At 46.8% G+C, this 17,889-nt stretch carries 17 protein-coding genes; 7 read left to right on the top strand and 10 right to left on the bottom strand.

Annotated features, from left to right (window positions below; translation table 11 throughout):
* Positions 1 to 72 precede the first annotated feature (72 nt).
* The 5 genes from QNM19_RS14380 to QNM19_RS14360 all read right to left on the bottom strand — a co-directional run bounded on the left by QNM19_RS14380 (position 73) and on the right by QNM19_RS14360 (position 5,303).
* Positions 73 to 1,809 carry a polyamine aminopropyltransferase gene (locus QNM19_RS14380; RefSeq protein WP_284026840.1) on the bottom strand — a complete coding sequence of 579 codons (1,737 nt, stop codon included), beginning with the start codon at positions 1,807 to 1,809 and terminating at the stop codon, positions 73 to 75.
* Between the two features lie 3 nt (positions 1,810 to 1,812).
* Positions 1,813 to 2,712, bottom strand: a complete 900-nt coding sequence (locus tag QNM19_RS14375) for a DUF350 domain-containing protein (RefSeq protein ID WP_284026839.1) — start codon at positions 2,710 to 2,712, stop codon at positions 1,813 to 1,815.
* Positions 2,713 to 2,736: 24 nt separating this feature from the next.
* Entirely contained in the window at positions 2,737 to 3,681 is a 945-nt protein-coding gene (locus tag QNM19_RS14370; protein WP_049865551.1) for a hypothetical protein, read from the bottom strand.
* 301 nt (positions 3,682 to 3,982) lie between these two features.
* Positions 3,983 to 4,429 (bottom strand): hypothetical protein, encoded by a 447-nt coding sequence (locus QNM19_RS14365; RefSeq protein WP_049865552.1) that lies wholly within the window; start codon positions 4,427 to 4,429, stop codon positions 3,983 to 3,985.
* Positions 4,430 to 4,520: 91 nt separating this feature from the next.
* Positions 4,521 to 5,303 (bottom strand): sporulation protein, encoded by a 783-nt coding sequence (locus QNM19_RS14360; protein ID WP_049865553.1) that lies wholly within the window; start codon positions 5,301 to 5,303, stop codon positions 4,521 to 4,523.
* 752 nt (positions 5,304 to 6,055) lie between these two features.
* On the opposite strand from QNM19_RS14360, the gene QNM19_RS14355 reads away from it, so the two are divergent.
* A complete protein-coding gene (locus QNM19_RS14355) occupies positions 6,056 to 7,882 on the top strand; it encodes a hypothetical protein (RefSeq protein WP_049865554.1) in 1,827 nt (608 codons plus the stop codon).
* A gap of 297 nt (positions 7,883 to 8,179) precedes the next feature.
* On the opposite strand, the gene groL is transcribed toward QNM19_RS14355, so the two are convergent.
* From groL to QNM19_RS14340, 3 genes are all read right to left on the bottom strand, one after another.
* The gene (groL, locus tag QNM19_RS14350) at positions 8,180 to 9,829 is read right to left on the bottom strand and encodes a chaperonin GroEL (RefSeq protein WP_010383738.1); all 1,650 of its coding nucleotides are present in this window, start codon (positions 9,827 to 9,829) and stop codon (positions 8,180 to 8,182) included.
* A gap of 60 nt (positions 9,830 to 9,889) precedes the next feature.
* The gene (locus tag QNM19_RS14345) at positions 9,890 to 10,177 is read right to left on the bottom strand and encodes a co-chaperone GroES (RefSeq protein ID WP_010383739.1); all 288 of its coding nucleotides are present in this window, start codon (positions 10,175 to 10,177) and stop codon (positions 9,890 to 9,892) included.
* 163 nt (positions 10,178 to 10,340) lie between these two features.
* Positions 10,341 to 10,844, bottom strand: a complete 504-nt coding sequence (locus QNM19_RS14340; RefSeq protein WP_049865555.1) for an FxsA family protein — start codon at positions 10,842 to 10,844, stop codon at positions 10,341 to 10,343.
* A 174-nt stretch (positions 10,845 to 11,018) separates the two neighbouring features.
* Here QNM19_RS14340 and cutA point away from each other — a divergent pair, with 174 nt between their 5' ends.
* The 6 genes from cutA to QNM19_RS14310 all read left to right on the top strand — a co-directional run bounded on the left by cutA (position 11,019) and on the right by QNM19_RS14310 (position 16,777).
* Positions 11,019 to 11,339: a divalent-cation tolerance protein CutA gene (gene cutA / locus QNM19_RS14335; protein WP_049865556.1), complete on the top strand. Its 321-nt coding sequence runs from the start codon at positions 11,019 to 11,021 to the stop codon at positions 11,337 to 11,339.
* Positions 11,339 to 13,168: a protein-disulfide reductase DsbD gene (locus QNM19_RS14330; protein ID WP_417712407.1), complete on the top strand. Its 1,830-nt coding sequence runs from the start codon at positions 11,339 to 11,341 to the stop codon at positions 13,166 to 13,168. Before cutA ends, QNM19_RS14330 begins: the two co-directional genes overlap by 1 nt.
* Positions 13,169 to 13,404: 236 nt before the next feature.
* Positions 13,405 to 13,866 carry a type II 3-dehydroquinate dehydratase gene (gene aroQ / locus QNM19_RS14325; RefSeq protein ID WP_010383744.1) on the top strand — a complete coding sequence of 154 codons (462 nt, stop codon included), beginning with the start codon at positions 13,405 to 13,407 and terminating at the stop codon, positions 13,864 to 13,866.
* Between the two features lie 19 nt (positions 13,867 to 13,885).
* Positions 13,886 to 14,350, top strand: coding sequence for an acetyl-CoA carboxylase biotin carboxyl carrier protein (accB, locus tag QNM19_RS14320; RefSeq protein ID WP_049865557.1), 465 nt, complete (start codon positions 13,886 to 13,888; stop codon positions 14,348 to 14,350).
* 21 nt (positions 14,351 to 14,371) lie between these two features.
* Positions 14,372 to 15,712: an acetyl-CoA carboxylase biotin carboxylase subunit gene (gene accC, locus QNM19_RS14315; RefSeq protein WP_058796541.1), complete on the top strand. Its 1,341-nt coding sequence runs from the start codon at positions 14,372 to 14,374 to the stop codon at positions 15,710 to 15,712.
* 171 nt (positions 15,713 to 15,883) lie between these two features.
* The gene (locus tag QNM19_RS14310; RefSeq protein ID WP_284026838.1) at positions 15,884 to 16,777 is read left to right on the top strand and encodes a DMT family transporter; all 894 of its coding nucleotides are present in this window, start codon (positions 15,884 to 15,886) and stop codon (positions 16,775 to 16,777) included.
* 11 nt (positions 16,778 to 16,788) lie between these two features.
* Here the strand turns inward: QNM19_RS14310 and QNM19_RS14305 are convergent, their stop codons facing one another.
* The gene (locus QNM19_RS14305; protein WP_010383749.1) at positions 16,789 to 17,295 is read right to left on the bottom strand and encodes a DUF2489 domain-containing protein; all 507 of its coding nucleotides are present in this window, start codon (positions 17,293 to 17,295) and stop codon (positions 16,789 to 16,791) included.
* 3 nt (positions 17,296 to 17,298) lie between these two features.
* Positions 17,299 to 17,874, bottom strand: a complete 576-nt coding sequence (yihI, locus tag QNM19_RS14300; protein ID WP_049866239.1) for a Der GTPase-activating protein YihI — start codon at positions 17,872 to 17,874, stop codon at positions 17,299 to 17,301.
* Positions 17,875 to 17,889: the final 15 nt, after the last annotated feature.

The raw sequence follows: 17,889 nt of genomic DNA, 5'->3' as shown, positions 1-17,889 counted from the left end.
ACCTTTTCGTTTTGACATATTATGTCTGAGTTAAGATTTGCATGTGCGACATAATATGTCAACACTGTTGCGTTAATTTTTATACAACTCATCTTCCGTTTGCCATGCCTGACGATAATAATCGTACAGTACGCCAGTTCCTAAGCGATTGACCTCAATCTCTTTATTCCTGTCAAAAAAGTGATTTGGAAAGACAAAAGAGGACAGTAAATATTTTTTGCTGACCCAGTTGCTGGCAACCGGCAATGCTTCAACTGCTGCAATTCTTGCACTGGCTGGCTGACCGGTGGGCGTTGCAATGGTCCATCCCCACTGTCCAAATGAAGGAATATTCTGCTGATATTGTTCAACATGGCTAAATCCAGCCTGTTTCACCGTTTTTGCAATACTGATGAAGGCGTTTTTAGCGTGATAGGGAGAGGTAGACTGGATAGCCAGCGCGCCATCCGGTGCGAGCAATTGCCTTACATGGTTATAGAAGTAATCGCTATACAGTTTGTTCAGATCCGGATGATTGGGGTCCGGTAGATCAATGATGATGGTATCAAACTGCAGACCCCGATCGAGCATGCTTTCAATTTCTAAAAAAGCATCTGCCACAATGACTTCTGCTCTGGGGTCATTCAGTGCATTCTGGTTCAGCTGAACAAGCTTGGCCGTGATCTCTGGGCGAGATTCAAATTCCTGCCCCTGCAGGCCAAATAGCGACAGTAACTGACCATCCAGATCGATCAGGGTGGCACTGTGCACTGGCCACTTAAGTACATCACGCAACGCCAAGCCGTCTCCTCCACCAATGATCAACACCTTGTCGTGCCGGTTTGATGCCAGCATGGCCGGATAGACCAACATAGTATGATAGATTTGCTCGTCTATTGATGAGAACTGTAAGCGGCCATTTAAAAATAAATCATTGATGGGCGCAGACTGTGTCCGGCTGAGGCGCTCTGTGATCACCACATGCTGATACTTAGTTGACTCTGAATAAATCACTTTGTCTTTGTATAACACATTACTGAGATCTTTCATCCATCCGCTGCCCTGGTACAAGATGACCGCGAAGATAGCCAACAATAAGAGATGACAGATCAGTAATAATTTGGCAAAGCGTACAAACGCAAAGTAACGCCATAAAAAAATCAGTCCGGCCACGATATTGAATAACGCCGTCCAGGCAGCAGCTTGCATAATCGGTAAGGCCAGCATGATCGTCACCCAGATAGCAGCCCCTACTCCTGCCCCGATGTAGTCAGCACCATAAATGGTGCCCGCATTATTTTCTAAAAACCGACCGTATACCTGCTGACGGATACGCGCAATTAGTGGAATTTCCATACCGATCAGAATGCCGAGAATAAGCCCAAATATATAAGGTAAAAAGCGGGCAAAATCCTGTAGTAACTGGAGAGGCCTGCCATCGAGTATGCTGTCAGGCGGCAGATTATAAAGCGTAGATAACGTGTGTGGTAAGGTGTAGGTCAGTGCAATAATACTGGCAATGATTAAAATACTGCTCATGCCTAATAACGCAATCACACTCTCCAGCCAGGCAAAGGCAGTGAAAGGGTCTTTAAACCAACGTGCTAAAAATGCCCCTATCCCCATGGCCACTATCATAGTGCCAATCATGGCATAAATGGCACTTTCCACCGAACCAAGCACCCGACCTGCGTAATGTGAAAGCAGGTATTCATAGATCAGACCACAGCCGGCCAGAATGGCCATAACACCGATCAGTAACACATCGTGACCAAACAGCGACATGCTGCCGGTCACTTTAGATTGAGTTGGCGGTACCGATACGCTCAAGAATTACGCACCTAACAAGGTGGCCATGGTTACACCCACAGCAAAAGAGACAGCGGCAGAGATGGTTGCCACACCAATGTTCTTTTGACGATTAACTTCGTCAGAAATATCAGTGCCAGCCAGGATCACCTTGATCATCACCAGGTGCAACAAAGCAAACAACACTATGCTGCCCAGTGCAGCAATACTCCAGTAAATCAGGCTACTCACCATGTTATCGGCAACATACGGTGCCAGACCAGACGCCGCAGTGAGCGCCAATGCAGCCCCAATGAGAAATCCGGCATAACGGATCCCGACCGCAACATTGTTATCCAAGATAGCTTGTTGCAGACAGTCGCCGTTACGATTGGTACGCTTAAACAGTTGCACGCGATATTGGCTCACCAACAACATACATACATTGCCAATGACAAAGGCGACGACCACGATTGGCAAACCGTACCAGCCCTCAGTCAGCACCCAGAGTAACGCTGAGCGGATCACGATGGCGACACTGACCACATGACCAAAATCAATCAAGGCAGAGGTGATATTGCCTTTAATGATCTCGCTGTGCAGATCGACTTTACGCAGCGCCACTTTATCCTGAAAAAAGTGGCCAAGCTTGATCAGCACAATACCAACCAGGCCATAGCCCGCCATTTGCATCGCCTCCTGGGTCAGTGTGCTGGCAAAGGCGCCGCTGGTGATCCCCGTCAATACAATGGCCAGTCCGGTCAGGCCACCGGCAAAGCTCAGACCAAAGGCAAAATTGTCTCGCTCGGTAATTTCATCATTGGCATGCAGGTTGGACACCCACCCTTTGATATATTTTAAACTCACGAACAGGGCAATGATCACCGCCATATCGATGAGAAGTGCCTGTAATGTCCAGGCTGTTAATCCGTTAAATTGATACATTTGTTAACTCCGCTATCTGATGCGCTACTTGCCCCGGCTCACGCCGCGAGAGGTCCGGTTTGAACTATTGCGAATTGAGCCCGAGCCCGACTTGGCTCTCGAGTAGCTGCTTCGCGATACTGCTGATGGGGTATGACTGGCACGGCTAAGGCCCGAAGCGCCTGCCTTTCTTTTCGCATAAGGACTGGTAAATTGTCGCCCCTGCCGCTGGTAAGATTGCCGTGTACGCTGCTCTATTGCGCTTTGACGTTTATAGCCCTGATAACTGGTGTAGCGTTTACGGCCATAGTCGCTGTAATAGCTGTATTTACGACGTTTGCTCCAGCTGTCATATTCAACATCTCCCACCAAATCACCCAGCATCCGGTACATGCCATACCACATCCAGAAACTGGTGCCATTAGAGTTGGTCTGCCATTCGCCATAGTTGGCATTACCAACCAGTTGGTTCCCTACAGCGGGTTGACCATTACTGGCAGCCTGCTCTGCAGACTGGCTAATGGCACCAACCCGAGCCAGCGCCCCATTGGACATATCGGCAAGTACGTTAATGGGATCGGTCAAAGCATCATTAAACAGACTCAAAGAAGCGGCTTCTTTGAGCAAAATTGCCTGTTCGATGATGTCATCACTGCTCATGCCCGGTTGGGGAGATTTCAGCGCCTGATAGCGAGAAAGTAAGCTCTGGTACAAAGGACCACCACTGGTTGCGTCCTGTGCAATCAGCTGAGCAATATTGTTCAGTTGTGGATTTTGCTGGCCCAGCACATTGCCATACTCAACCAGCAGGTTAGCATTGCGCACTTGGTTTTTATCCAACGCATCACCTAAGGTGTTGATCGCACGGGACGCATCCTGAAGTGAGTGGGTAATTGTCTGCTGGATGCGTTCCTCTTTCGACTCACACCCGACCATTAAAAACATGATACAGAGCAGACTTATCAGTTTCCAAACTTTAAAATCGGACATTCATTGTCACCTAATCTACCTTGATACGAATTCAGATTTTCTATTCTACATAATTGCGATGGATAACCAAGCGACAAAATTAGCTTGGGCAATAAATGACACACCACACATTCCGGTAAAAGCCAGTTTAGTATGTGCCCCCTTGATTGGTCATATTAAAATCACGGAAGAATATGGAAGACGAAACCGCATTATATCACTGAGGGAAGGCATCGCTCGCCTGAAATATTACGAAGCGAACCTTGCTTACGTAGCACGTGGGCAAAACAATGTTGCCCACAGCTAAGGCATGTATAACACACTAGAAAGTGACCAACACCTCTACATCATCGCCTGAATACAATGCGGTATAATTGATGATTGCAGGCTTTTCGGCACCTGGACTCATCATATTGGCACTACACCAAACTTTTTGTAATGCAGTGTCCTCGGAAGACTGAGCAATCTCAGAATATCGCAAATCTTGTTGCTCAACAGCCTCATCGACAGCATCCAGCACCGTTGCCAACTCGGTTGAACGGCCTTTCACTTCAACCGCACGCTCGTATGTGATTTCGCCAGATTTACCGGCTTGTGCCAGCATCACCTCAAACAACTGTGATTTCACTTCATCTTTGACGATATCATGAACCAGTTCCATCACATCTTCATCGTCACATTGGGGTAATTCTGTCTGTTGTGAGTCGCTGCCACATGCAGCAAGTAGTAATAACGTCGGGATAGTTAGCAAAGAAGTGAGTGCTTTCATTATAGTCCTTATAATTATCTATAAAATAGTTAAATGCCTGCGGCATAACTGCCGTGTTGTATGCCGCGGGCCTGGCAATAAAACCTGTCCGTTAACAGTTATCCTCGAGCAGGTCATAAATCAGATCTTCCAGGTCCTCCAGACTATCTTCGTCGATAACCAGGCGAGCTTTAGATTCATCTAAATCGAGTGCTTCGGCAAAAAAGCCCTTGAAGCCCCGAGCTTTGCGGTCAATTTCAAAAATGACCTCCAGCTGAGCGCCACGATTGAAAAAGACAATCTCTACTTCATCGAAACGGCCATGGAATTCGCCGGCAAAGGTTTTAAACTCCAACTCCTGTACGAATGGCAAACGAGAGAAGGAAGCCTCTTCAATGCCTTCACAGTCCGATTCATACAATTTGAAACCCAGTTCTTCCATGCTATCGATAACAGCTTGTTGCAGGGCGGTTGGAACAACGCGGATATAATCACGATCGGACTTATCCAGCGCCATGTCGATGTCCAGATTGGTGGCAATCCAGGTTTGAGATTCACCGACTGTGATAGGTGTTTCCAGGTCTAACTCAAATGCAAAGGGAATATGCTTTTCATCACCTGGCTCAATGGTAAAACGCTCATTAATACGAAACTTGGCTAAGGTGTGTTGCTTAGTCACCGTTTCCGACTCACCTTCATTGTTTTCTCTTTCAATGGTGTAAGTACACATCACTTTGAGATCGATTTTGTTGATCTCCTGAGCGACTTTACCTCCATTAATTTTAACGGTGCCGGAAATTTCCTCGCCAGGTGCAACCTGATGGTAATCTAACAATGTGTCGACTTTTGCCGCGCCAATACCCACAGCGCCAAGTGCTTTTTTGAAAAAAGACATATTCATCCTTATTGATCTTATTTCCCCTCTGTCAGTGAGGGTTTTCAGCATCGATTATAGAAACGAATATAAAATCGTCAACCTCAGTTTTATTTCAAAAATTTGACCACAAAAAAAACCAAAACCAATAAATACTTAATAAACAGTCATCTTTTATCTTATATTCACATAGTAGCAGTACATACAGAGAGATATATACAACATTAAGGTGAGAAATAAATAACCCAATTTTACGCCCACTATTTAGCTATTAATTTATTTATATCCATTCCATTTCGCATGAATCTATTTATACCTATCTATTCAGAGATATCGCACATTTAAGATCAACATTTTCTTCAAGCACTTCGTCAATGCAGGTGTAACTCCCCCATTACTGCACCAGCTCTTGAATAAAACTTCGATTAACATAAGAAGGAAGTTTTACGATGAGGCAAAGCAAGCTCATCGAGTCATACATTGTTGTCATGATCAAAGCAGCTGAAGCTGGCGTTTCGGTGCCTGAAAGTGTGCTTGCCTCTTTGGAACATAATCAAGAACACTGAAATACACCATTCACAGTCACAATCAGCACGACTTAAACCTAAGTAGTTGATATTCTTATACCTTACAAAAAAATCTAGTTAACTTTGCAATAAAAAATGAACTGAAAACCTTTACATAGTATGTTTTTTGATCAAAATTGTATACTTTATACCATTGACAACGATGTCAAAATCAAACGATTTCGATACAACATGAGAGACTAACATATGCAAAAAATACATCTTCACTCTATTTATAGTGCGCTGTTGCTCAGCATGAGCACTCAAGTATCAGCAATAAAAACTATCGACTTGGCTCAGTATCGCCAACTATTACCAACTCACAATGGCAATGTGGATTACCGCATTTTGCTCGCCGACAGAATAACTGTAAATTACCATTGTGAGATCATAGAAACTCCTGACGGAGGGTATGATATTGATAGAAAAGGTTGTAATAAACCTGGCCAGTTTTACCACATTGATTGGTATGCTGAGTTTCCAAACGAGATAAACCTAAGCGTACGAGGTATTCCATCCTCGAATACGATCACCGAACACAAGCTGTGGGCATTAGCCTTTGCCCATGCCAGTGCGTCGAGCCGTGTACAAATGCAATACGGCTTAAAAAAGGGCCCAAATGGTACTTTTGATTTATCCCGACCATTCGCGACAAGTGAACTATTCGGTGACTATTTTGAACGACAAATGAATCCAAACTACTTTGTATCAAAAGGCCTACAAGAGAGCTCCCTTGGTAAGGATCTGCCTGGTGGTGTTGAAGAAGATGATGGCGTGCTACAAATCGAATACCCTGGCAGCGCTTGGTCAGAATTGCAGGGCGTTGTTGGAGGAGGGTTCCCTATTCCGTTTAAAAACCTTGATCCAAAGACAGTATTAAGCTCACATGCGGGACCGGCTCGCAATATACTCGGCTCATCTTTGAGCAGTGGTTTTTATAACGGCTCTGCACTAGCAATAGTAAGTGGCTCATTACCTTGGAACCAAGGTTCTGACTCCTCTCAAGATTCAATGCATCTCTTTTTACAACAATCTAAAGATCCTGACGCACTGTCTATGCTTATGTCTTTTATGTACAACCGAGGGCCTTATGCCGCAAAAGATCAAGTACTACGCTCACAGGACGTTTTTGATCACTGTGTGGAAATTGAACAAGACTTAGAAGACGATTGGACTTGTTTTCACAAACAAAATGACTTCGGTGCCCGCTATATTAGACAGATCCCTGATGTAACTAACACGCTTTCTCAAGCCGCGCGCCAGGGAAGCAACTATGACACACAACTAAGTTGGAATGATATAAACAACTATCTAGAGCTATTGCAAAATTATGGCTTTTACTCGCAAAAGAACATAGATAAAGCTAAATCTGCTGCTAAGGCCATTTTTGATAACATTAGTACGGATAGCTTAATCTCATATCAAAGCCAATTCGGTAAAATCCTAGAACATATTATTACTAGCCTCCCAATTTACGAATTAGGCGAAGGCGGCCCGTACGATCAACAGGGTAAAAAACAGTTCTACCTTTACAATGAGACACAAAAAACGGTACTTGTTGTCGCCAACAATGAAGCTGGCCAATCCGATGTGAATGAATTTGTCTTGTCAAAAAATAAAATTGCTGTTGATATCAAAGGCCAATTCACGCAATTTAATGTCAGTGATGGAGCATTAAATTGTATAAATGAAGCGAATGATGCGCTTGCAAAACTCAAAGCGAGTACTGATGAAAGCTATATATCATTAAGTGCTCAACTCAAGTTTAGTATGACTGACGATCAGCAGTGTCAATTTGAGCAAGGACCACATACACCACCTCCTCCTGTAAAAGATGGCTATTGGGATCCTAGCCAACTATATGATCAACCCGGTAACACCGTTATAGACGTACTCGACTGCCATGAATATAGCAATGAGTGGTACGTTGTTGGAGGACCTGCACCGAGTAAAGCTTTCGCCGAGGACCTGTGGGGAGTATGGAGGCGAATCTCACAACGCCCGAACGCAACCTGTTTGAGCGATAAATCTTAATTCAGGAACTTTTGATATTATTGTAAGCGCTTAGCGCTCATCATTGAGGGGATTGTTGCATAAATCAATTAGATTGGGCCGGATTTAATGTCGTTCATATCCAAGATACGACCACATGCTTCTTCGTGAGAGTGTCGGCTTCCCTGACACTAGACACTAAAAGCAATACAGGGGAACTTATTCGACACCCCAGTTTATCCTCCTAAAATGATGAAGCTTTAGCAAATTTCAGATATAAAAAAACCCTAACATCAAACTGTTAGGGTTTTTCTAAAAAGCGATTTGGGTCGACTTTTATTACATCATGCCGCCCATGCCACCCATTCCGCCCATGCCGCCCATGTCTGGTGCAGCAGCAGCTTCTTCCTTCGGAATTTCAGCAACCATGGCTTCTGTGGTGATCATCAGACCAGCTACAGACGCTGCGAACTGCAGTGCAGAGCGCGTTACTTTAGTTGGGTCAAGAATACCCATTTCGATCATGTCGTCGTATTGACCGTTCGCTGCGTTGTAACCATAGTTACCTTCGCCGCCTTTCACTGCGTTAACAACCACAGACGCTTCATCACCTGCGTTTGATACGATTTGACGAAGTGGTGCTTCCATCGCGCGTAGCGCAACTTTGATACCGTGGTTCTGATCTTCGTTGTCGCCAGTCAGAGATTCGATCTTGCTCGCAACACGAACCAATGCAACACCACCACCTGGTACCACACCTTCTTCAACCGCTGCGCGAGTTGCGTGTAGTGCATCTTCAACGCGGTCTTTCTTCTCTTTCATTTCTACTTCAGTTGCTGCACCAACTTTGATCACTGCAACACCGCCGGCCAGTTTAGCCATGCGCTCTTGTAGTTTCTCTTTGTCGTAATCTGAAGTGGCTTCTTCGATTTGTGCTTTGATCTGTGCAACACGGCCGTCAATGCCTTCCTGCTCACCCGCACCATCAATGATAGTCGTGTCATCTTTAGTGATAACAACGCGCTTCGCAGTACCCAGGTCTTCAACAGTTGCTTTCTCAAGCTCCAGACCAATCTCCTCAGAGATAACAGTACCACCAGTCAGGATAGCGATGTCCTGCAGCATTGCTTTACGACGGTCGCCAAAACCTGGCGCCTTAACCGCTGCAACTTTTACGATGCCGCGCATGTTGTTCACAACCAGAGTTGCCAGCGCTTCACCTTCCAGGTCTTCTGCGATGATAAGCAGAGGCTTGCTGGTTTTTGCAACTGCTTCCAAAGTTGGCAGCAATTCACGGATGTTAGATACTTTTTTGTCAACCAACAGGATGTGTGGGTTGTCCAGCTCAACCTGACCTTTTTCAGCATTGTTGATGAAGTAAGGAGACAGGTAACCACGGTCAAACTGCATACCTTCAACAACGTCTAATTCGTTTTGTAGTGACTGGCCTTCTTCTACAGTGATAACACCAGATTCGCGGCCTACTTTTTCCATTGCTTCTGCAATGATGTCACCAATTTCTTTGTCAGAGTTTGCAGAGATAGTACCTACCTGAGCAATCGCTTTAGCGTCTGAACAAGGAACAGATAGCGCTTTCAGCTCTTCAACCGCAGCAATCACAGCTTTGTCGATACCACGTTTCAGATCCATTGGGTTCATGCCCGCAGCCACTGATTTAAGGCCTTCGTTCACGATAGCTTGTGCCAATACCGTCGCAGTCGTAGTACCGTCACCCGCCGCATCGTTTGCTTTAGACGCCACTTCTTTCACCATTTGTGCGCCCATGTTCTCGAACTTGTCTTCCAGTTCGATCTCTTTTGCAACAGATACACCATCTTTAGTAATGGTAGGCGCGCCGAACGACTTATCCAGTACCACGTTACGGCCTTTTGGACCCAAAGTTACTTTTACTGCGTCTGCCAGTACGTTTACGCCTTTAAGCATTTTTGTGCGGGCATCGCCTGCAAAACGAACTTCTTTAGCTGCCATGATATTTATTCCTCTAAATTCTTTCGATTAACCGTTAAATGTTGAGTGCGACGACCGGGCTTACTCTACGATGCCCAGAATGTTGTCTTCGCGCATGATCAGGTACTCCTGACCTTCGATTTTTTCTGTTTTCTCAACATACGAGCCAAACAATACTGTGTCGCCCGCTTTAACTTGTAATGCTCTCACTTCACCATTGTCCAACACGCGGCCGTTGCCCACAGCAACCACTTCACCACGGGTTGATTTTTCAGCGGCAGAACCAGTTAAAACGATACCGCCAGCAGACTTAGTTTCTTCTTCAAGACGCTTAACAATAACGCGATCATGTAAAGGACGAATGTTCATGTGTTTAGTTCTCCTAACAGTTTCTGAACAATGACAGAATACATAGTGTAGATGTTTGCCCGCTCAACCTTATCCGTTGATAAGGGGCTAACTAATTAATACTTGAGTTGCTTCACTTTATGGGGATGGGCAAAACAAAACCCAAGCATTTTTTTCAATTTTTTTAGTCCTTGCGCTTAAACTCACCTTCTAATGTGGTATTCCCTTCACCACGTTCCGGCTGCACATGAGCAGACGTACGACCGGCAAACGGATCGAACTGCTGTTCCTGCTGTGCTGAGTGCTGGTTGAACATGCTTCCACTTTGCACCTGTACCGTAGCACGCTGCAACAGGACTTTTGCCAGCTTCTGACGAATGGCAGGTGTAAGCAACATAAAGCCCAGTACATCCGTCATAATACCCGGTGTCATTAGCAATACACCGGCAATGATCACACAGATCCCGGCAAACAGATCACTGGCAGGCAGCTGACCTTGCGCCATTTGTTGCTGCACATTTGCGTAAGCACCCAGGCCTTGTTGTTTTACCAGACGTGCGCCCAATACCGCCGTCAGGATCACCAGCGCCAGTGTGGCAAATCCGCCAATGACGTCACTGACTTGCAATAACAGGGCTATTTCAGCGATGGGAATAACAATAAAGAGTAGAAAAAGGACTTTAAACATAAGATCTCCAAAATAACTGAAATAGATGTATGGGTCCTCGGGTCTTATTTCAAGCCCGTGCATCAGGCACAACAAAGCACGCGACCAATGCGACGAAAGAGCAGGTGAAGCGCTTGGGATACCCAGCTTGTTTAGTTACACTAGAGCAAATTTAGCTCAAGTGAAAGGATAACCATGGCGACACCTTACCGACTGGTCATGACCACCTGCAGCACGCAGACGCAGGCGCGAGACATTGCCCGACATTTGGTGACAAATAAACAAGCAGCCTGTGTGAACATTTTGCCAAGCGTTGAGTCCATTTATATGTGGCAGGGCGAGGTTACTCAGGACAACGAGTACAAGTTAATGGTGAAAACCCATATTGACTTTGTTACTGCTGTTATGGAGACCATTCACCGCTTGCACCCCTATGATGTACCTGAAATACAGGTCATCGAAGTTTGTGCAGGATCACGGGACTATTTTAACTGGATTGATGAGGTACTGAATTAATGCGAATGCTGACGCACTTTTTACCCAGCGGCATACTGGCCGTTTTTATCAGCCTATTTATGCTGATGAGCCCCGCCACTCAGGCGGCTGGCAATGCCACTGTGCTAGATAGCTTGCTGGCGCCCAAACAGCAAACGTTTTTACCGGTCGATGAGGCATTTCAATTCGACTTCGATCAGCAGGGCAAAGTGCTCTTTACTGGCTGGGATATTGCGCCCGGCTACTACTTATATAAGAAGAAACTGGAGATCATTGCCAAAGGCGCTGACATCACAGTACCCGAATACAGCCAGGGTGAAATGATCGAAGATGAATTTTTTGGTAAAACCGAAGTGTACTTTGACCAATTTGCGGTGATCTCCCGGCTCAGCAATATCACCGACGGTGCGGTAGTCAAAATACGCTACCAAGGCTGTGCCGAAGCGGGACTATGCTACCCACCAGAAGTGATCACTGTCCCTTTAACGGCCTTAGTCAGTGCCGATGATGATGCAACCCCACCCGCCACTAAAGCAACCAGCCAGCCAGATGTCTCCTCTGGTAATGACGACGACCTGAGCTTCACTGAACGCCTGGCACAGCAATCACTACTCACCAACCTGGCAGTCTTTTTTGCGGTTGGCGTGGGACTGGCATTTACCCCTTGTGTCTTCCCTATGTTTCCAATCCTGTCTAGCCTGATCGCCGGACAGCAACACTTGTCGACCAAAAAGGCCTTTAGCCTGTCTTTTGTTTATGTTCAGGGCATGGCGGTAACTTATGCAGCGCTGGGACTGGTCGTTGCCTATTTTGGTGGCCAGGTGCAGGGTTATCTGCAGCATCCAGCGGTGCTGATAAGCTTTAGTTTACTGTTTGTGTTACTGGCCTTTGCGATGTTCGGCTGGTACGAAATCAAACTACCCAGCTCCATGATGAGCAAGCTGACTGAGATCAGTAATCAGCAAAGTGGCGGCAACTATGTCGGGGTGTTCTCCATGGGTGTGTTGTCAGGCCTGATTGCCTCACCATGTACCACGGCCCCGTTGTCTGCAGCCCTGCTTTATGTTGCTCAAAGTGGCGACTTTATGGTGGGCGGCCTGACACTGTACGCGCTAAGTCTGGGTATGGGTCTGCCACTACTGTTGCTTGGTACCTCAGGTGGTAAGCTACTGCCTAAAGCCGGGGGCTGGATGGATCAGGTTAAAACCCTGTTCGGTTTTGTCATGCTGTTTGTGCCTTTGATCCTGCTTGAGCGGATCCTCGACTTTAACATTATTCTGGGCATGGCATCGGTGCTGGCAGTGGCAACCGCTCTGTATTTGCATCACTGGCAAAGTGGACAGGCACAAGGTAAAGGTAAAACTGTACTCTGGGCAATGGCAACCAGCTTGTTTATCGTCGGCTTACTCACCGCAAGAAGCGTGGTTTTTCCGGATACTAACACCACCCCGGTAAGCATTGCGCAGAATGAAGACAAGCAAGAGTTCCGACTGCTGGACGACCTGGCTGCACTGAACGTTGCAATCGAGCAAGCCAACAGCAAAGGCAAAATTGCCATGGTGGACCTGTATGCAGAATGGTGTGTGGCCTGTAAAGAGTTTGAGAAATACACTTTCCCAACCGAGCAGGTGCAGACCCAGTTTGCCTACTTCGATACCTTAAAACTCGACCTGACCGAAAGTAACGACACCACCATAGAGATCATGGAAGCGTTTACCGTATTCGGTCTGCCCAGTATTTTGTTCTTTGATGCGCAGGGCAATGAGATCCCCGAATTACGTGTTACCGGGTTCCAGGACGCTGACGAGTTCGCCGCGCACCTGGAAAAAGTACGTCAATACGTCCTGTAACCTGCCTTTTTAGCGAGTGTTCCGCTACCCAGACACAGAGGCCTGAAGATTTGCCTCTGTGTCTCGTCTCTTCTTATGCTGATTAGACCAGTATTTTGCTGCTATTTACCTTGAACTCTCTATAATAGTTCGCGAACGTGAGAAATATTTGCTATTTACTGTGCATACGCTTAAGTTAACAAGGTCTTTGCTAATAAAAGTCGCTTTGTTTTCTAAATAAAGGAATTTCACGCATTATGTCTACAAATTTAAAGATTTTAGTCCTGAATGGCCCAAACCTGAATATGCTGGGCCGACGTGAGCCGGATAAGTACGGCACCCGGACCTTAAAAGACATCATGCAGGACCTCACGCAGAGCGCAGTAAATTACGATGTTGAGCTGAGTCATTTTCAAAGCAATAGCGAAGCCGAGCTGATCGATCATATTCACGCACAATATGATCGTGTTGATTGCATCATTTTCAATCCGGCGGCATTTACGCACACCAGTATTGCGCTGAGAGATGCCTTATTGAGCGTCAGCATCCCGTTTTATGAAGTGCATTTATCAAATGTCTATGCACGCGAGCCCTTTCGTCACAAGTCCTACTTTTCGGATGTGGCGCAAGGGGTAATATGTGGATTAGGTGCGCTGGGCTACGAAGCGGCATTGATGGCCGCCGTAGCCAAGCTGCGCAAACAAGATAACTCAAATTAACTAACAGGCGGGTCAAGTTATGGATATTCGCAAGATCAAGAAACTTATCGAATTAGTAGAAGAATCAGGCATTGCAGAGCTGGAAATCACCGAAGGTGAAGAGTCTGTACGTATCAATCGTCACAGCAGCGCTCCGGTTATTGCTCAGCCACAGCAGTACTCAGTACCAGCGGCAGCGGCTCCAGCACCAGTAGCAGCACCAGCTGCGCCAGCCGCAGAAGCACCGGCAGCAGCAAATAACACGCCAGCTGGCCATCAGGTGAAGTCACCTATGGTTGGTACTTTCTACTCAGCTTCTTCACCAACGGCTGCTCCGTACGTAGAAGTAGGCTCAAAAGTCAACGTAGGTGACACACTGTGTATCGTTGAAGCGATGAAGATGATGAACCAAATTGAAGCTGACAAAGCCGGTGTTGTGAAGGCGATCCTGCTTGAGAATGGCGACGCGGTTGAGTTCGATCAACCTCTGTTCATCATCGAATAATGCCCCTGGAAGGTTAACACTATGCTAGATAAAGTAGTCATTGCAAACCGAGGCGAAATTGCGCTTCGCGTATTGCGTGCCTGCAAGGAGCTGGGGATTAAAACAGTTGCGGTCCATTCGACTGCCGACCGTGACCTCAAACACGTGCTACTTGCAGACGAAACCATTTGTATTGGTAAACCCGCCGCCAGTGAAAGTTACCTGGATATTCCACGCATCATTGCTGCAGCTGAAGTTACTGATGCCGTTGCCATTCACCCAGGCTACGGCTTCCTGTCTGAGAATGCAGATTTTGCCGATCAGGTTGAACAGAGCGGCTTTATCTTTATCGGTCCAAAGGGCGATACCATTCGTCTGATGGGTGATAAAGTGTCAGCGATTGAAGCAATGCGTAAAGCAGGCGTCCCTTGTGTACCAGGTTCAGATGGTCCGCTAACGGATGACAATGAGCGCAACGTACAGATCGCTAAGCGTATCGGTTACCCGGTGATCATCAAAGCTGCCGGTGGCGGTGGTGGTCGCGGTATGCGTGTTGTACGTTCTGAAGAAGAGCTACTTGACTCAATCGCACTGACGCAAACTGAAGCCCAACAGTTCTTTGGTAATGGCATGGTATACATGGAGAAATTCCTTGAAAACCCACGCCATATCGAAGTACAGGTACTGGCTGACGGACAAGGCAATGCTATTCACCTGGGTGAGCGTGACTGTTCAATGCAACGTCGTCACCAGAAGGTTGTGGAAGAAGCACCTGCACCTGGTATTACTGCAGAAATGCGTAAGTTCATTGGTGACCGTTGTACGCGTGCATGTATTGAGATCGGCTATCGCGGTGCAGGTACTTTCGAATTCTTGTATGAAAATGGTGAATTCTACTTCATCGAGATGAACACGCGTATCCAGGTAGAGCACCCTGTTACTGAAATGGTAACTGGCGTTGACCTAATCAAAGAGCAGCTGAAAATTGCTGCAGGTCAACCCTTGTCTATCACTCAGGATGATGTTGTGATCCGTGGCCATGCGATTGAGTGTCGTATCAATGCTGAAGATCCGGAAAGTTTCATTCCGTCTCCAGGCAAGATCACACGTTTCCACCCAGCCGGTGGATTGGGCATTCGCTGGGACAGCCATATTTATGCTGATTACACAGTGCCGCCGCATTACGACTCAATGATCGGTAAACTGATCACTTACGGTGAAAACCGTGACGTGGCCATTGCCCGAGCTCGTAACGCGTTGAATGAACTTGTGATTGACGGTATTAAAACCAATACCCCGCTACACAAGAAAATTCTGGCGGACGAAAACTTCCAAAACGGTGGCACAAACATCCACTATCTGGAAAAGAAACTGGGCCTGTAAGCCCGTTTACGCAGGGGCCAATGTGCTCCTGCGTGTCTTACCTCCTCCAAGCCCTCTCCTGGCCACTTTCAGAACCTACACTCTATTTCTCATTGCATCAAGGCATCTATTCGGTCACTTTAAGACTATCATTTCTTTCACCCGCAGACTGGCTCTGTAAAAGAGAACTTTATGCCATTAACTAGCTTTATCCGTTTGATCTGTCTGGCAGCAATATGGGGCGGTTCATTTTTGTTTATGCGCATTGCTGCGCCAACCTTTGGCCCTGCTTATTTAATTGAATTCAGAGTGAGCTTTGCCGCACTGGCGTTGCTCGTGATAGCCTTGTATCTGAAACAATATCTGCACTTTCGCGCCCACGCCCGTCACTATTTTATTTTGGGTTTGCTCAATACCGCGCTGCCTTTCGTACTCTTTGCCTATGCGGCACAAACCCTGACGGTTTCTATGTTAGCAATTTTGAACGCCACGGCGGCCATTTGGGGTGCCTTAATCGCTTTTTTCTGGCATCGAACACCCCTTTCTATCAAGTCCGTGATCGGCATGGTGCTTGGGATATGCGGCGTTGTGATCTTAGTTGGCTGGGACGAAACACTGGTCTCAGAAAAGCTGATTTGGCCGGTCCTGGCAGGTGTACTTGCTGCGGTCTGTTACGGGGTTGCGAGCAACTATGCTAAAAATGCGCCCCAGATCCCCGCATTTGATAATGCCCATGGCAGCATGTGGGCGGCCGTCGTCTGGCTACTGCCACTGCTTCCTTTCGTACCCATGCGGGCGGTACCAGATAGTACCGAGATCTCTGCCGTGATCGCCTTAGGTGTGATCTGTACCGGCATTGCTTACTTATTATATTTTCGATTAATTTCAGAGGTAGGCGCGGCTTCTGCGCTATCGGTTACTTTCTTAATCCCCCTGTTTGGGATTATCTGGGGCTATTTGATATTAGACGAGCAGGTTGGGCTCAATACATTAGGCGGGATGGTGCTGGTATTAACAGGCACTATGCTGGTGACGGGTTTTTCACCCGCCACCTTGCAAGCAGAGCGCACTACGCGCTCTCAGTAGAGCATACATGGCTACTGAAAGACCACGTTTTCACTGCCCGGTAAGGGCTTAAAACGACTCAGTAGCTTTTCACAGTCTTCCAGGATCTGTGCTTCAAGACGCTCTTCAGCACGCCAGCGCTGAGCATCCATTTTGTAGATCTCTTTCTTACTGTACTTTTTACGCGCTTCATGGGTTGGCATTTCTTTGACTTCTTCGTACATCTCATGCACACCCGGATAACTCTGACTCAGCTCAATTTCTTCATCGAAGCTGTACTGAGACATCAGTACCCATACCCGTAAACAGCCCTCGGAGTACTCACACTGTTTCTGCTGCATCGCTTTGGCGATCAGATTGATACTATCGGATAGCTTAGCATTTCGTTCCTGACGAGAACGCGCCAGCTTCTCTTTTTGCTCCTGCTGCAATTTTGCTATCGTGTCTTTCTGAACTTTCAGCTGCCACAGCAGCTTGCCGGCATAAAAGGCCAAACCGGCAATGATCAACGCGCCTACCACAATCGCGGCTATCCACATAGTTTAACGCTCCTCGTCTTCGTCTGTTAACCACTCATCAGCCAGATCATTACTCATCCACTGATCCAGCTCATCTTCCTGAGCCATATCGGCTTCTTCAAACTCATCATCAATGCCCAGTAACTCACATAACGCCTGGTGACGAGCCACCGACTTATTGAAGTACTTGGCATCTTTGCCTGTCAGTAACTCACCACGCTCATGACGCTCTAACAGCGCCATCAGACGCTCATCATTTTCCAGCTGTCGTAGCTCTTCTTCCGGTGTTAATGTCACCTGTGTCACTTTCTTCAGCTCCACCTGAGGCTTCAGATCACGATTTAACTTCGGCTGACTTGGCTGCTGTGACTGAGGAACCAGAGCAACAGGCTTTTTACTGCCCGCACGCGGATCCTTTTTACTGCCAGTGGTTTGATTCTCCTCCACTTTGGCTTCCTGTGCATTTCGCGAGCCAGGCTTTTTACCCTTCTGCTTTTTAGAACGCTGATCTTTCAGTGCTCTGAGCTCCTGCAGCTTTTCTTTGCTGAGTCTGGGAGTACCTATATTACCCACTTTACGGGATTTTTTCTTTCTCGTCATACTAGTCTTTACTCA

This window comes from Pseudoalteromonas ardens (assembly GCF_030125445.1).
Classification (GTDB): domain Bacteria; phylum Pseudomonadota; class Gammaproteobacteria; order Enterobacterales; family Alteromonadaceae; genus Pseudoalteromonas; species Pseudoalteromonas ardens.
This window is presented reverse-complemented; position numbering and strand designations above follow the sequence as displayed.

What these genes read in the sequence shown, in the direction of transcription:
- QNM19_RS14375 (WP_284026839.1), bottom strand. Translation starts at nt 2,712, where the DNA reads ATGTATCAATTTAACGGATTAACAGCCTGGACATTACAGGCACTTCTC.
- QNM19_RS14370 (WP_049865551.1), bottom strand. Translation starts at nt 3,681, where the DNA reads ATGTCCGATTTTAAAGTTTGGAAACTGATAAGTCTGCTCTGTATCATG.
- QNM19_RS14365 (WP_049865552.1), bottom strand. Translation starts at nt 4,429, where the DNA reads ATGAAAGCACTCACTTCTTTGCTAACTATCCCGACGTTATTACTACTT.
- QNM19_RS14360 (WP_049865553.1), bottom strand. Translation starts at nt 5,303, where the DNA reads ATGTCTTTTTTCAAAAAAGCACTTGGCGCTGTGGGTATTGGCGCGGCA.
- QNM19_RS14355 (WP_049865554.1), top strand. Translation starts at nt 6,056, where the DNA reads ATGCAAAAAATACATCTTCACTCTATTTATAGTGCGCTGTTGCTCAGC.
- groL (WP_010383738.1), bottom strand. Translation starts at nt 9,829, where the DNA reads ATGGCAGCTAAAGAAGTTCGTTTTGCAGGCGATGCCCGCACAAAAATG.
- QNM19_RS14345 (WP_010383739.1), bottom strand. Translation starts at nt 10,177, where the DNA reads ATGAACATTCGTCCTTTACATGATCGCGTTATTGTTAAGCGTCTTGAA.
- QNM19_RS14340 (WP_049865555.1), bottom strand. Translation starts at nt 10,844, where the DNA reads ATGTTTAAAGTCCTTTTTCTACTCTTTATTGTTATTCCCATCGCTGAA.
- cutA (WP_049865556.1), top strand. Translation starts at nt 11,019, where the DNA reads ATGGCGACACCTTACCGACTGGTCATGACCACCTGCAGCACGCAGACG.
- QNM19_RS14330 (WP_417712407.1), top strand. Translation starts at nt 11,339, where the DNA reads ATGCGAATGCTGACGCACTTTTTACCCAGCGGCATACTGGCCGTTTTT.
- aroQ (WP_010383744.1), top strand. Translation starts at nt 13,405, where the DNA reads ATGTCTACAAATTTAAAGATTTTAGTCCTGAATGGCCCAAACCTGAAT.
- accB (WP_049865557.1), top strand. Translation starts at nt 13,886, where the DNA reads ATGGATATTCGCAAGATCAAGAAACTTATCGAATTAGTAGAAGAATCA.
- accC (WP_058796541.1), top strand. Translation starts at nt 14,372, where the DNA reads ATGCTAGATAAAGTAGTCATTGCAAACCGAGGCGAAATTGCGCTTCGC.
- QNM19_RS14310 (WP_284026838.1), top strand. Translation starts at nt 15,884, where the DNA reads ATGCCATTAACTAGCTTTATCCGTTTGATCTGTCTGGCAGCAATATGG.
- QNM19_RS14305 (WP_010383749.1), bottom strand. Translation starts at nt 17,295, where the DNA reads ATGTGGATAGCCGCGATTGTGGTAGGCGCGTTGATCATTGCCGGTTTG.
- yihI (WP_049866239.1), bottom strand. Translation starts at nt 17,874, where the DNA reads ATGACGAGAAAGAAAAAATCCCGTAAAGTGGGTAATATAGGTACTCCC.